General features: G+C 53.4%; 12 protein-coding genes. 11 read left to right on the plus strand and 1 reads right to left on the minus strand.

Going from position 1 to position 14022, the window contains the following annotated elements:
- Window positions 1–3: 3 nt before the first annotated feature.
- From FE782_RS18920 to FE782_RS18970, 11 genes are all read left to right on the plus strand, one after another.
- A complete protein-coding gene (locus FE782_RS18920) occupies window positions 4–1479 on the plus strand; it encodes a sensor histidine kinase (RefSeq protein ID WP_138195804.1) in 1476 nt (491 codons plus the stop codon).
- Window positions 1480–1482: 3 nt separating this feature from the next.
- Window positions 1483–2199: a response regulator transcription factor gene (locus tag FE782_RS18925; RefSeq protein ID WP_138195805.1), complete on the plus strand. Its 717-nt coding sequence runs from the start codon at window positions 1483–1485 to the stop codon at window positions 2197–2199.
- 233 nt (window positions 2200–2432) lie between these two features.
- Window positions 2433–3248, plus strand: coding sequence for a DUF817 domain-containing protein (locus FE782_RS18930; RefSeq protein WP_439116442.1), 816 nt, complete (start codon window positions 2433–2435; stop codon window positions 3246–3248).
- Window positions 3249–3380: 132 nt separating this feature from the next.
- Window positions 3381–4061, plus strand: coding sequence for an MBL fold metallo-hydrolase (locus FE782_RS18935; protein ID WP_138195806.1), 681 nt, complete (start codon window positions 3381–3383; stop codon window positions 4059–4061).
- Between the two features lie 78 nt (window positions 4062–4139).
- On the plus strand, window positions 4140–4700 hold the full coding sequence (locus FE782_RS18940; protein ID WP_138195807.1) for a YdcF family protein: 561 nt from the start codon (window positions 4140–4142) through the stop codon (window positions 4698–4700).
- A 29-nt stretch (window positions 4701–4729) separates the two neighbouring features.
- Window positions 4730–5098 (plus strand): hypothetical protein, encoded by a 369-nt coding sequence (locus FE782_RS18945; protein ID WP_138195808.1) that lies wholly within the window; start codon window positions 4730–4732, stop codon window positions 5096–5098.
- A 167-nt stretch (window positions 5099–5265) separates the two neighbouring features.
- Window positions 5266–6228 (plus strand): ABC transporter permease, encoded by a 963-nt coding sequence (locus FE782_RS18950; RefSeq protein ID WP_138195809.1) that lies wholly within the window; start codon window positions 5266–5268, stop codon window positions 6226–6228.
- A gap of 34 nt (window positions 6229–6262) precedes the next feature.
- The gene (locus FE782_RS18955) at window positions 6263–7159 is read left to right on the plus strand and encodes a carbohydrate ABC transporter permease (protein WP_138195810.1); all 897 of its coding nucleotides are present in this window, start codon (window positions 6263–6265) and stop codon (window positions 7157–7159) included.
- A 74-nt stretch (window positions 7160–7233) separates the two neighbouring features.
- Window positions 7234–8931: an extracellular solute-binding protein gene (locus FE782_RS18960; RefSeq protein ID WP_138195811.1), complete on the plus strand. Its 1698-nt coding sequence runs from the start codon at window positions 7234–7236 to the stop codon at window positions 8929–8931.
- Between the two features lie 89 nt (window positions 8932–9020).
- Window positions 9021–10562, plus strand: coding sequence for a response regulator transcription factor (locus FE782_RS18965; RefSeq protein WP_138195812.1), 1542 nt, complete (start codon window positions 9021–9023; stop codon window positions 10560–10562).
- A gap of 16 nt (window positions 10563–10578) precedes the next feature.
- On the plus strand, window positions 10579–12324 hold the full coding sequence (locus tag FE782_RS18970; protein WP_138195813.1) for a cache domain-containing sensor histidine kinase: 1746 nt from the start codon (window positions 10579–10581) through the stop codon (window positions 12322–12324).
- Between the two features lie 6 nt (window positions 12325–12330).
- On the opposite strand, the gene FE782_RS18975 is transcribed toward FE782_RS18970, so the two are convergent.
- The gene (locus FE782_RS18975) at window positions 12331–13998 is read right to left on the minus strand and encodes an LTA synthase family protein (protein WP_138195814.1); all 1668 of its coding nucleotides are present in this window, start codon (window positions 13996–13998) and stop codon (window positions 12331–12333) included.
- Window positions 13999–14022 lie beyond the last annotated feature (24 nt).

Raw genomic sequence — 14022 nt, forward strand, 5'->3', positions numbered from 1 at the left:
CCTATGTCCATTCGTTTGAAGCTCTTATTAACGTATATCGTCGGGATCTTCTTGACGGCCCTGATCGTGGCGGCGACGGGCATCGGGGTCGTCACGGCAGCCGTTTCGTACTTCGCAAGCAGCCTCGTGAAGGAACAAAGCGCGGAAGAGGCGTTCCGCAGAGGCATCGATATCGTAGTCGACCTGCGCTATGCGGAGCGGTACGCGCCGGAACAGCTGGCGTCCCCCGCGTTCGCGGTTCCGATCGGCGATCGGCTGGAGCCGTTCGGGGGCTTCCTCGTAGTGCAGCAGGGGGAACGATGGGAAAGCTACGGCGCGTTGAAGGAAGGGGAAGCGTTCCTGTCGTTTCTGGAGCGGGAAGCGCAAGTTCCGACTCACCATTCGGACAGCCTATTCCTTACGAGCTCCTGGGACAACCGGGAACTGCTCTCCTTACGGTACGACTTTCCGGAAATCGAAGCCCCCTTGTCCTATTATCTCATCATCGATGTGACCGATACGGAAGCGAAGGGCGATCGGTTCCAACTGTTCCTGCTTCTCGGCATTTCGACGTTGCTTGGCATCATCTTGATTCCGCTGCTCTGGATCACGACAATGGATATCGTGAGGCCGCTGCGCAAGCTGGAGCAGGGCTCTCAACGGATCGCGGAAGGGGACCTGGATTTCAGCTTGCACTCGAAGCTTCGGAACGAAGTGGGCAGCGTCATTCGCTCTTACGAGAAGATGCGCAGCGAGCTGCAGCGATCCATTAGCGCCCAACTGGCTCTGGAAGAAAACCGCAAACAGCTGGTTTCCAATATATCGCATGATTTGAAGACGCCGCTCACCTCGATCAAGGGATACGTAGAAGGGATCAGGGTGGGCATTGCGAACGATCCGGAGAAACTGAACAAGTATATCGACGTGATCTATTCGAAGACGCTGGATATGGACCGGATGATCGACGATTTGTTCCTTCTATCGAAGCTGGATTTGCAGCAAGAGAGGTTTCACCTCGAAGCGGTGCCGCTGCAACAATTTTACGAACAAACCATGAACGAATTGCGAATGGAGTACGAAGGCGAAGGCATTGCGCTGACGAGCGAGTACGAGGCCGGGCCTGACGCTTCGGCGATGATGGATGCCCAGAAAATCAAACGGGTCATTCTGAACATCGTCAGCAACTCGGTGAAATTTATGGATAAACCGGATCCGCGCATCCATATTCATTTCGGGCGGCGGGATGGTCAATGGGTTGTCGGCGTAACGGATAACGGCCCCGGTCTGACGCCCGTCGAGCTTGAACATATCTTTGACCGTTTCTACCGCGCCGATGCGAACCGGAATCAGAACGTGGCCGGTTCGGGGTTGGGCCTTGCGATCGCGAAGCAGGTCATTACGTATCATGGCGGAACGATCCACGCGAAGAGCGAATCGGGACGTTATCTGACGATATTGTTTGCAATACCGATGAACAACGACCGTGACGGGAGAGCGTAGGATATGGGAAAACGGAAGGTGTTGATCGTCGAGGACGATCAAGCGATCGCCGATCTGGAGCGGGATTTCCTCGAGGTGCACGGATATGACGTGACCGTTCGGACAGACGGGAGGCAGGCGCTCGAGGAGGCGTTGGCGCAAGAGTATCATCTAGTTATTCTCGACGTCATGCTGCCGGAAATGGACGGCTTCGAAATCTTGCGCAAGATTCGGGAGACGAAGTATATACCGGTGCTGATGGTGTCCGCCCGGAAAGAGGACATCGACAAGATTCGCGGGCTGGGTCTGGGGGCGGACGATTATGTGACGAAGCCGTTCAGCCCGTCGGAGCTTGTCGCAAGGGTGAAGGCGCACTTGGAACGATACGACCGGCTTACCGGAGTCGCGGCAGGCGCCGGCTATTCGGTTGTCCGAAAGACGCGGGAGCTGAATATTCGCGGACTCGCGATTCAGGTCGAGGCCCGGCGGGTGGCGCTGCGCGGCGAAGAGGTCGGATTGACCGCCAAGGAGTTCGACTTGCTGCTCTTCCTCGCGGAAAACCCGGATCGCGTATATTCCAAGGAAGCGCTGCTGGACAAAGTATGGGGCATCGAGCACTACGGCGATTCCGCTACGGTTACCGTACACATCGGGAAGATTCGCGATAAAATCCAGAAGGATCCGACCTCGCATCAGTTTATCGAGACGGTGTGGGGAGCAGGTTATCGGTTTAAAGTGTAACCTTGCAGGTCATGACAGGAACATAGACGGAACAAACCCGCGGATCAAGCGGGTTTTTGTTTTTTCTAACAACAAAAATAACGTACATATCATTAATTATTTATTGTAAAACGATATATTCCATGTTAATATCGTAAGGCCGGAACAGTTCCGACGAATTCGCTGTAAGGAGACAGAACGAATTGGAAATGTATCGAATCCACGAACAGAGGAAGCCGGAAGGGGAGATGTTTATGGAAAGACGCTTATTGCATGCGCTACAGCAGCTTGTGCGCTTCGGCTGGCAGCAAGCGCTGTCTTGCGTGTTTCCCGTTGTCATCTTCGCTTCGCTGGCTCTGACGAAGCTGATCCCTCTTCCCTGGCTTCCCCGCTACGACTGGCTGCTGCTCATTTGTCTTGCCATGCAGGTATGGATGCTTCGCTCCGGACTTGAAACCCGGGACGAGCTGAAAGTGATCACCGTCTTCCACCTCATCGGCTTGGCTCTGGAACTGTTCAAAGTGCACATGGGATCTTGGTCGTACCCGGAAGAAGGCTGGACGAAGGTAGGCGGAGTCCCTTTGTACAGCGGATTTATGTATGCCAGCGTAGCCAGTTACCTGTGCCAGGCGTGGCGTCGCATGAATGTCGACCTTGTTCGTTGGCCTTCGCTCTGGCTGGTTACCCCGCTTGCGGCTTCCATCTACCTGAATTTCTTCACCCACCATTATTGGATCGACATTCGTTGGTGGTTGTCGGCTTTGGTGCTGATCTTGTTTTGGAGAACCTGGGTTACCTTCGAGGTCGGCCGTCATCGCTACCGCATGCCGCTGTCCCTCTCCTTCGTGCTGATCGGTTTCTTTATTTGGATTGCGGAGAACGTCGCAACCTTCTTCGGCGCATGGGAATACCCGAATCAATCCGACGTCTGGCGCCTCGTCCATGTCGGGAAGGTCAGTTCCTGGCTGCTGCTTGTCATCGTCAGCTTTCTGATCGTCGCCGCGTTGAAGCAAGTCAAAGAGCGGCGGCCTGGGGCGGAGAAGGATCGTTGGAACTCGATTCGAAGCTGAAGAAGATGCGAGGCCGTCCTGATCGGTTCGATTCCGAGCAAGGACGGCCTTTTTGCTAGCTGCGCTATTCGGAAAACAGGCGTTCCCGATGCTATACTGATAAGAGCAGATGCGAAAGAGAGGTTAGGGATCGTGACGAAAAAACAAGGAATCGTCCCGTTGTTCCTCGAGATGGACGCGGGCGGCAGACCATTCCCGGTTCATGCAACGGCGATCTGGGACGGGGAGGAAGCGACGATCGTCGACACCGGTATTCCAGGACAGCTTGAGCTCTTACGAGCCGCGTTGGAGAAGGAAGGCATACCGTTCGACAACGTTGTCCGAATCCTGATCACGCATCAGGACCGCGACCATATCGGCAGCTTGCCGGAGCTCGTTGCCACAGGGGGCGGGCGCATCGAGGTGTTGTGCCACGAGGTCGGAAAGCCGTACCTCCAGGGGGAGACGCCGCTCGTGAAGAGCGGAACGCTCGCGACGCCCGTCGCGGTAACCCGCACGTTCCGAGACGGGGATATTCTGCCGATCGCGGGCGGCTTGCGTGTCGTATACACCCCGGGACATACGCCGGATCATACGAGCTTCTACCACATGCCGAGCCGTACGTTGATTTCCGGCGACGCGCTGACGGCCAAGGATGGCGTCCTTATGCCGTTTAATCCCGACTTTACACCGGCCCGGGAGGAAGCCTTGCGTTCGATCGAGAAGCTGCTGGATTTTAAGATCGATACGGTGATCGCTTACCATGGCGGGGTATGCAGCGGGAGCATTCGGGAACGGCTTCTTGAAATCGTGAGAACGGCGTCAAGCGCATAGGTAGACGAGGTGTTATTGTCCTTGGGGATGGAGATAACCCCGACTGGCATTTGAATGATGATCAGAGGAGGTCCTAGGTTGCCATATCCCTTTGACTGTATAAGCGATTTTATGTTTTTCGAAACGAACATAGAGAAGTCGGACGTCATCGTAATCCCGGGAGCAAGCCATCCGCAATTAGCCGAGAAGGCTGCGGGGTTGTACCACGCGGGGATCGCACCGTATATTTTGCCGTCGGGCGGCGCCACTCCACATGTAAAAACCACGGAATGGGAGTTCTTGCGAGATGTAGGATTGTCCCTAGGAGTTCCTCCGGATGCAATACTGAAAGAGGATCAAGCGACGAACACCTTCGAAAATGCGCGTTTCTCATTGAACGCGTTGCATCAACATGGAATACAGCCGAAAAAAGTTGTGTTGGTCTGTAAAAATTATCACGCGCGAAGGGCGCTCCTGACTTATCAATTCGTGTTTCCAAGAGAGACCGGTTTTTATGTTAGTCCTGTAATCGATAAAACAGGGACTACGAGAGACAACTGGTATCTTAGCGAAACAAGAATTAACTACGTAATGAACGAGCTGGAAAAGGTGGGGAAATACTTTAGACCCGCTATATACCGAGTTGGATCGGGCAGCTAATGCCGATATTGGGGTTTAGGGGGATGATAATGAACGTACGACATGTAAGGGTAGCCTTATTATTTATTTTCGCTCTAATTCTAGGCTCTTGTTCTAACGACAACGACGAATCTATCGAAACTGCAATGAAATTAAAGGCATCCTTAACCTTCGATGACTTTGAACAGTTTCAATCTTTATATTTTGAACCTCGAAGAAAACACGCGACCCAAGAGTTGTTTGATCATTTAAAGACTGTGAATTCGGCAGGAGCAAACTTTAAAGCGTACACCGTGATTACCATGGACAACGGCGAAATGCTGCTCGTAAATTTGACCCCAGGCAATCCGTTCGAAATACAGGATGTTATGATCGTACCCGATGAGTTCAAGTCTTTATTTCACGATATTGCACCGTAGTCTCGGCAAGTCGGCGGCAGTCTCGGACCTTCCTTCCCGGTCCGAGGCTGCCGCTTTTTTTACTGCGACGCCTTTGCAAATTATCAAATATCGTTGATCTCGCAGATATTTTGAAAACGCTTTACCCGCTACAATAAATTTTATCACAGACAGAAGCGAGGGAACCCATGGCACAGCTTTCGGTGGAACGAGAGAGCGAACTGAAGCGTCGAGCGGCCAGAGGCGGTGTGCTCCGGAGATTCGCGAAACAGCTGGATATCCAGATGATGGTGCTGCCAGGCATTCTGCTGGTTCTTGTATTTAGCTACATTCCGATGTACGGCGTGTTGATGGCGTTTCAGGATTACAGCATCTTTAACGGCTTCTTGGCGAGTCCTTGGGTCGGGTTGAAGCACTTCCGAATGTTCTTCGAATCGCCGGAGTTTTACGAGGTGATGCGGAACACGATCGTGATCAGTTTGCTTAAATTTTTCGTCGGTTTCCCGGCGCCGATCCTGCTGGCTCTTATGCTGAACGAGGTCCGCAACATGGCGTTCAAGCGGATCGTGCAGACGGTCAGCTACTTGCCGCACTTCCTGTCCTGGGTCATCGTGGCGGGTCTCGTCATGTCGCTTCTGTCCGTAGACAACGGAAGCGTGAACATCTTGATGCAGAAGCTTAATTTCATCGAGGAGCCGATTAACTTCCTCTCCATTCCGAATTACTTCTGGACGATCTTGGTGACGACAGGCTTGTGGAAGGAAATCGGGTTCGCGTCTATCGTATATCTGGCGGCGATCGCCGGAGTCGATCCAAGCCTCTACGAAGCGGCGGATATGGACGGAGCGAGCAAGTTCAAACAAATTTTCCTGATTACGCTGCCTTCGATCACCCCCGTCGTCATTATTTTCATGATCTTGGCGATCGGCAACCTGCTGAGTGCAGGATTCGACGATATCTTGCTCCTCGGCGTAAACCCGGTGCTTCGCGACGTCGCCGACGTCATCGATACTTACGTCTATCGGGTGGGGATCCAGAGTTCCAGGTTCTCCTACGCAACGGCCGTCGGATTGTTCAAAGCCGTCATCAGCGTCGGTTTGCTCACGATGGCGAACTATGTTGCGCGTAGATCCGGGCACAGCCTCTGGTAAATCAGAAGGCAAGCGAAAGAAGGAGGCGGACATCATGATACGCTTAGGTTTCGGAGATCGGCTCATGGTTATCACCATTTATATTTTGTTATCCATCCTCGCCTTCACGACGTTTTATCCGTTCTGGAACGCGGCGGTCATCTCGTTGAACGTCGGCTCCGACACGGCGATGGGCGGCGTGACGTTCTGGCCGAGAGCATTCACTCTAGAAAACTACGCCATCGTGTTTAACGATGCGCGGCTGTTGAACGGCTTCTGGATTTCGATCCTTCGAACGGTCGTCGGCACGGTCGGTTCCATTATCGTGACCGCCATTTTCGCTTACGGGCTCTCCCGCAACGACCTGATGGGCAGGAAGTTTTATATGATCTTATGCATCGTTACGATGTACTTCAGCGGCGGTCTCATCCCGTCCTTCCTGCTTATCCGGGAGCTCGGCATGATGAACTCGTTCTGGGTGTTCATTATCCCTTCGCTCGTCAGCGTGTGGAATATGATTATTTTCCGTACATTCTTTAAAGAGCTTCCGGCGGGGCTGGAGGAGTCGGCGAAAATCGACGGCTGCGGCAACTGGGGGACGCTGTTCCGCATCGTACTGCCGTTATCGGGACCGGTCATCGCGACCCTTGGACTGTTCACGGCGGTTTATCATTGGAACGACTGGTTCCTGCCGAGCATCTACATTTCTAACGAACACTTACTTCCGATTCAAACGATGCTGAAGCAAATCTTGAACTCCAACATCGTCTCGGAACAAGTGTCGCAGCTCGATTCGGCGGCTCAAGGACAGCTTGCGAAGATGCAAACCGTCACGAGCAAGTCGCTTTCGATGGCGACGATGATGGTCGCGACGCTTCCGATCATTATGGTGTACCCGTTCGTGCAGAAGTACTTCGTGAAGGGTGTTCTTGTCGGTTCGTTGAAGGGTTGATCGGTCCCGGGGAGAAGGCGAAAGCTTTTACCATAGATATCATTTATACTTACATTTGAGAGGGGTTTGACGTAATGACATCTACGAAGAAGTCGCTCTTGACGATGTTTACGGCCGTATTCGCGGCGGTCGCCGTGCTATCCGCATGCGGCAGCGGCAGCGAGGAAAGCGCGACGGAGGGTCAATCGGAAGGAAATACGGAAACGAAGACGGAAACGAAGACGGAAAACGGGGCGAGCTCGGATGCCGCGGCCGGCGGCGTCTTCCAGCTCGGCAGCGAGCCGTTGGAATTCACGTTCTACGGACATTATGACTGGTACACGATGCCGGAATGGGGCGGGGACGATTCCACGGCATGGATTAAAGAGAACAAGAAGGTCAATGTCGTTCCGGTTCACTCCGGCGGCAACGCGAAACAGAAGTTCAACACGATGATCGCCTCCAACGACCTGCCGGACGTCATGTGGATGGATCGCGGCGCGGACGTCGAGAAGCTTCGCGCGGCGGGCATGCTCGTACCGTACGACGACTACCTCGATAAATACCCGAACTTGAAGGAATGGCTCGGCGAGGCGGGGTTGAACATGCTGCGTTCCCCGGACGGTAAAATCTATCAGTTTCCGAACTGGTACACGAACCAGCCGAACGGCAACGCCGGTTACGTCGTCAACAAGAAGATTTACGAAGAGCTCGGTTCGCCGAAGCTGGAGACGACGGACGATCTGTACAACTACCTGCTTCAAGTGAAAGAGAAGTTCCCTGACGTCGTCCCGTTCGAGCCGCATCTGGCGAAGGACGGCCAAGGCCTTGACGTACTGGTTTCGGCCTTCGGCGAAAATTTCGTCACCGCCCAGATCGGCCAGCGCGCGGCGGTCAACGGCGGCGAGCTCGGTTCGATCTTCACGAATGAAGTGTTCCGCGAAGGCACGCAATACGCAAGCAAGCTGTTTCGCGAGAAGCTGATGACGCAGGACGCGCTTACGCAGACAGTAGACCAAATTACGGAGAAAATCGTAACCGGCCGCGTCGCGGTGTTCGCCTCGGCTTCCCCGACGGAGCTCGGTATGAAAGGCCACATCGAATTGACGAAGAACGACCCGAACGCGGGCTACTTCATGATCTGGCCGGTGGCGAAGCCGGGTCTCGACCAGAAGAAGATCTTCTCGGGTACGTATACGCAGCTCGGCTGGAACGTCAGCGTCATTACGAAAGCGGCGGAGGATCCGGAGAAAATCTTCGCGTTCCTCGACTGGTATACCGGTCCGGAAGGACAGCGCGTTCTGATGTGGGGGCCGGAAGGCAAGTATTGGAACGGCGTGGAAGGAGACGGCACGCCGAAGTTCACGGAAGCTTATGTCAGCGACACGGCCGGCCTCATCGACCTGCAGAGCAAGACGGTCAATCTCATGTGGAACGGGAACACGGTGTACGTCGACCAATCCAAGGCGAAGTACGAGAGCACGTTGCCGCCAGAGCAGCGGAACTGGGCGACGAACTATCAGTATGAAATTACATGGAAGACGCAAGCGAACGCGACGGAATTCATCAACCTGAGCCCGGCTCCGGATTCCGAGGAAGGCATCATCCAACAGCGCGTTAACGACATCTTCACCGAAGCCCGCGCCAAGGCGCTGTACGCGAAGAGCGATGCGGAAGTGCTCGCCATCCTCGATCAAGCGGATAAGGATGCGCAGGACGCAGGCCATGCCAAGCTGCTTGCTTACCAAACGCAAAAGTGGCAAGAAAACGTTGCAAGGATGAAAGGAAATTAAAGTATATTTCCCCATCTCGAAAGCAAGGGTATACTTTACGGTATACCCTTGCTTTCGTATCCCTACCTACCCTGGAGTTGAAGAGTCGAATGTATAAAGTGCTTCTCGCCGACGATGAAATACTCGATTTAGAAGGGATGAAAACCTTTATTCCTTGGGAGGAACTCGGACTCGAAGTCGTCGGTGCGGTCAACAGCGGGTTTGCCGCATGGGAAATTATCGATCGACAAAAAATCGACATTCTCGTCACCGACGTCCGCATGCCGAACATGACGGGACTCGAGCTCGCGAGGAAGGCGATCGACAGGTGGGACCGTCTTCGCGTCATCTTCGTCAGCGGATATCAGGACTTTAATTATTTAAAGCAAGCGTTGACCTTGAACGCTTATAATTATGTGTTGAAGCCGATGGACGATCAAGAGCTGATCGAGTCGCTTCGGAAGGTGTGCAACGATCTCGATATCGAGAAGGCAAGGCTCGAAACCGAGCGGGCCTATAAGCAAATGGCGCCGATCGTCAAAAACGAATATTTGATTCAGATACTCGAGGGAGAATCGGACCGAGAGACGCAGGACGCGCTCGGCCGCGAGTATTCCATGGACGGACTTCGCTGGCCCGTTCGGGTAGCCGTCTTCGAGATCGACGATATGACCTGGAAGCCGGAGCAGACGGACCGTTTCCTCTACAGCGTCTTAACGTTATGCCAAGAGAGAGGATTCGGTTGGGTATGCAAGCTGTCGCGGCAACGAGTCGCGGTATTGATCGAGGAAGGGGGCGAGTTGACGATATTGGACGAATGGGTCGCTCGGATGAAGGGGATGCTGCCCTTCTCCGTCACGATCGGCGTAGGCGGCGAAGTGTCCGCCATGCCCGAACTGCAGCGGACCTATCGGGAAGCGTTGCAAGCGCTGGATTTTAAGATGTTCAAAGGCAAGGGAAGATGGATCGATTACGAGGATACTAGAGGAACCGAGCGCGAGGAAGTCAGAAACCTGGACATTCAATTGGATTCCCTGTTCTCTTCCATGGCGAACTACGAGCTTGTGAACATCCATGACGAATTGGAGCAATTGTTCCGGTTCGCGCACGGGTTAAAGTCGAAATTTTCGATCCAAAACTTCGCCATGTTCTTGATTATGAAACTAAACGATTATTTGCGCTCGCAAAATGAAGATATGTTTCAGTTGTTGGAGCTCGACTTGGCTAAACTCGACATTCTGCTGCAATTCGAGACGATCGACGACATCCACTCTTGGCTGCGCCGGCGGGTGTTCGAAATTTCGGAGAAGCTTCATACGAAATCGAGGGGCAAGCATTGGAAGCTCGTTCAAGAAATTATCGAATACGTGGGCGCGCGGCTGCACGAGAACGTCACGTTGCGCGATGTAGCCGACTACTTCTCGTTCTCGCCGAACTACCTCGGTCATCTGTTTAAGGAAGAGACGGGGAAAAACTTCAGCGACACGATTATCGCACTGCGGATGGAGAGAGCCGCCGTATTGCTGAAGGATACGAATCTCAAGATTTACGAGGTCGCCGACAAGGTAGGGTATCGGTACTTACCTTATTTTAGCCGCCAATTCAAAGAAACGTACGGGATGAAGCCGATGGAATATCGCCGCAAATCGTAAGGGGAGCCGTTGGACGATGCAGACGGAACAGAAGAAACGGTACTTGCCGTTCGGGTATAAATTGATGCTATCCTATTGCATATTGATTATCATCCCCGTCCTGCTCGTCGGTTACGTCGCGAATTCCGTATTCGTCAACTCGACCCGGCAGCAGACGCGAACGAATATCCAAGGCACTCTGCAGCAGATGGCGGATAATATCAGTTACAAGATGGAAGATACGGAACGGCTCACCGACATGCTCTATTACGACGAAGCGTTGGCCGGTCACCTCCGTCATTACGAGGAAGGGTGGGTAAGTTATTCGGCCACGACCAACTATTTGCTGCCGAAGTTCAACTCCACGATCGAAGCGACGAACCGGAGCATCTGGATGTCGGTGTTTCTTCATAACGAGTCGCTTCCTGAAATATACAATACTTACGACGGCAACGATCCGCTTACGGAGAAGAGCCGGCTGCTCGACATTTTCCATATAAGGCGAATTACCGATCGCGATTGGTATCGGTCGTTTCCGTCCGAGGTCCATGGCGTCACGATGGAGTGGCGCCAAATCGAAGACGACGAGACGTTCCGTCGGATCTCGTTGCTCCGTCGCCTCGTCGACGTCGACGACTCCGCGTCGATGCGGGAGATCGGGTTTATCCGCATCAGCGTCAGGCTCTCCGATTTGTTCGAGAGCTTGGACTACCGCAAAATCGGCGAAGGCACCGCGATTACGATTACCGCTGCGGACGGCAGCATCCTGATGTCCTCCGGAACGACGGAAGAGGAGCTCGACGATGCGCGGAAGAACGACGCAAGCGGCCCGATCGTCATCGAACAACGATTGCCGTCCCAAGATTGGAATATCGTAGCGCTTGTGCCTACGGGCATCACGGAGCGCGATACGAGCAAGGTTCGCTGGCTCACCTTGCTGATTTGTTTCGTCAGCTTTCTCGTTTTCTCGGTGCTGGCGATGTTTCTCTCTCGATATTTCGCAAGAAGGGTCGGCAAGATCGTCTCCGTGCTTGATTCGTTCCAGGAGGGCGACTTCCATAAGAGGATCTTCTTCAAGGGGAACGATGAGTTCACCCATATTTCCGGCGCGTTGAACGATATGGGCCAAAATATCGGCGATTTGATCAAGGAGGTTTATTTAACCAACATTCAGAAGAAGGAAGCCGAACTTGAGTCGCTGCAAGCGCAGATCAATCCGCATTTTCTCTATAACACGCTTTCGTCGATCAGCCGGCTGGCGAAGTTCGGCGAGACGGATAAGCTACAGCGCATGGTGAGGGACTTGGCGAAATTTTACCGGCTGTCGCTTAACGAGGGGAGGACGGTCATCCCGATTCTGAGCGAACTCGACCAGGCGAAGGCGTACGTCGATATCCAGAAGACGAAGTACGGGGATCGGATGAATGTGTTTTGGGATATCGATCCGGCCGTTGTTCGATACAATACGATCAAGTTGGTGCTGCAGCCGTTCATCGAAAACGTACTCGAACACGCCTGGGTCGGCGATCGCATTCACATCCGGATCGCGGGAACGCTGGAAGGCGACCGGATTGCGCTTAAGATTATTGACGACGGCGTAGGAATACGCCCGGATCGGATCCGGCAAATCTTCGATCCGTCAGAAGGGTTGAATCTCGGGTACGGCATCCGGAACGTGGATCAGCGAATCAAGCTGCATTACGGGAACGAATACGGCGTGACGATGTGCAGCCGATCGGGGATCGGCACCACGGTGCAAATCATGATTCCAGCGTTGCGGTAAGCTTGTTCACGGAGCGATCTGAATCCATAGCTCTTCGCCGAGCCAAGTAGAAACCTGGTACCAACCGGTACCCTTCCATTCCTTAAGCGCATATAACGTTTGTTTTCCGATTTCCAATCGAGGTTTAAGCCTTTCGTTCGGTTCGGAGAAAAGCTTCGCCCGGTGCGGGAGCTCGACGAGCTTAAATACCTCTTGGATCGGGTTCAAGGTCCGGACCCAATGCTCTTTGCCATCGTCGTCATAGAAAGAATACCACTCGCCCTGTTGCCGGAAGGTCGTGATTACGGTACCCGCAGGTAAACTGGCGACGATCGACTGCGGATCCTCGGGGCTTTCATAGACATCGGACGGTTCGGTCAGTTCAATATCGGTTCCGAAGGAGTCGTCTTTCGTCGGCAAAGCGCGTACGATGTCGTCCGATTGTCGGAAGCGCTGCAGCTGTCGTTGCTTTTCTTCCTCCACATTGAACGCTGCTTCCATAGGAGCTTCTCTGGTTTCGATAGAAAGCAACGAACCGTCCGCGGCATCGTACAACACATTCCGATATACGAAGGTACCTTCTTCCGCGAAGCTGCTCCGTATGGCTACAGGGTGGTCGGCGTTCGTAAACAAATCGAAGCCGAACACCGGGGTATCCATACGTAGGCCCAGCAAAGGCAATACCGTCGGCAACATATCCAAGTGACCGCCCGCCATCGTATGTTCTCCGGCCGTTGCGCCGCTCCCATGAATAATGAAGGGAACTTGCAGGGCGTCGACCTTATCGTAGGCTCTCCCCAGAAAATCCTCGAGCGCCGCTTCCTCTTGTTCCTTCACGAATTTCATCTGAAGTCCCGAATGGTCGCCGTAAAGCACAAGAATCGTATTATCCCATAGGTCGTTAGCTTTCAATGCTTCGATAAACTCGCCGATCGCGGCGTCTACGTAATGGACCGCGTGCAAATAATTCCCCACCAGGTTTCCTTCGTACACCTCCGGAAGTTTCATCGACTTCATGTTCTTGGGCAGGGAATAAGGGTAATGGCTGGACATCGTGACGAATTGGGCATAAAAGGGTTGGTCTAAGGTTTCCAGTACGTCCATGCCTTTCTCGAACAGCACCCGATCGCTCGAACCGGAAGCCACGAGATCCTCAAGTCCGAAGTACGCCTTATCGTAATAAGAGTCGAAGCCTAAGGCGGAGTAGAAGTTCTTGCGATTCCAGAACATGACGTTATTCACATGCAGCGTGGTCGAATGGTAGCCTTGCGCTCCCAGTAAGCGAGGCAGGCTGGGAAATCGCTTGTCCGCGGCATCCACCGCGACGCTTTGAGGAAATTTGAATGGGTGCAAGGAGGTATTCATCATGAATTCCGCATCCGACGTAGAGCCTCCGCCATTTTGTAAATAGAAGTTAGAAAAGTATGCGGAATCCCTGATCAGTTCATTGAGGTTGGGGGTGATTTCGGTTCCGCGAACGGAACGATTCAGTACGAAGGTCTGGAATGCTTCCAGTTGGATCGCGATGATGTTGGGGCGATTCGCATGGCTTTCAACGGCGTCAACTTCCTCTGCATTGTTAACGCTTTCAATAACGGCGACGGGCTCGACTTGCTGCTCTTCAACATACACATGTTCCGAACAACCGGAGACGATAATCACTACCAGCATCAAAAGGAAAAGACCTGTTTTCATAATCTTATCTCCCGTGTTGAACGA

It is taken from the genome of Paenibacillus antri, assembly GCF_005765165.1.
Lineage (GTDB): Bacteria > Bacillota > Bacilli > Paenibacillales > YIM-B00363 > Paenibacillus_AE > Paenibacillus_AE antri.

Excerpts from the sequence above, each read along its gene's own strand:
- FE782_RS18920 (WP_138195804.1), top strand. The coding sequence starts at position 4 with ATGTCCATTCGTTTGAAGCTCTTATTAACGTATATCGTCGGGATCTTC.
- FE782_RS18925 (WP_138195805.1), top strand. The coding sequence starts at position 1,483 with ATGGGAAAACGGAAGGTGTTGATCGTCGAGGACGATCAAGCGATCGCC.
- FE782_RS18930 (WP_439116442.1), top strand. The coding sequence starts at position 2,433 with ATGGAAAGACGCTTATTGCATGCGCTACAGCAGCTTGTGCGCTTCGGC.
- FE782_RS18945 (WP_138195808.1), top strand. The coding sequence starts at position 4,730 with ATGAACGTACGACATGTAAGGGTAGCCTTATTATTTATTTTCGCTCTA.
- FE782_RS18950 (WP_138195809.1), top strand. The coding sequence starts at position 5,266 with ATGGCACAGCTTTCGGTGGAACGAGAGAGCGAACTGAAGCGTCGAGCG.
- FE782_RS18955 (WP_138195810.1), top strand. The coding sequence starts at position 6,263 with ATGATACGCTTAGGTTTCGGAGATCGGCTCATGGTTATCACCATTTAT.
- FE782_RS18960 (WP_138195811.1), top strand. The coding sequence starts at position 7,234 with ATGACATCTACGAAGAAGTCGCTCTTGACGATGTTTACGGCCGTATTC.
- FE782_RS18965 (WP_138195812.1), top strand. The coding sequence starts at position 9,021 with ATGTATAAAGTGCTTCTCGCCGACGATGAAATACTCGATTTAGAAGGG.
- FE782_RS18970 (WP_138195813.1), top strand. The coding sequence starts at position 10,579 with ATGCAGACGGAACAGAAGAAACGGTACTTGCCGTTCGGGTATAAATTG.
- FE782_RS18975 (WP_138195814.1), bottom strand. The coding sequence starts at position 13,998 with ATGAAAACAGGTCTTTTCCTTTTGATGCTGGTAGTGATTATCGTCTCC.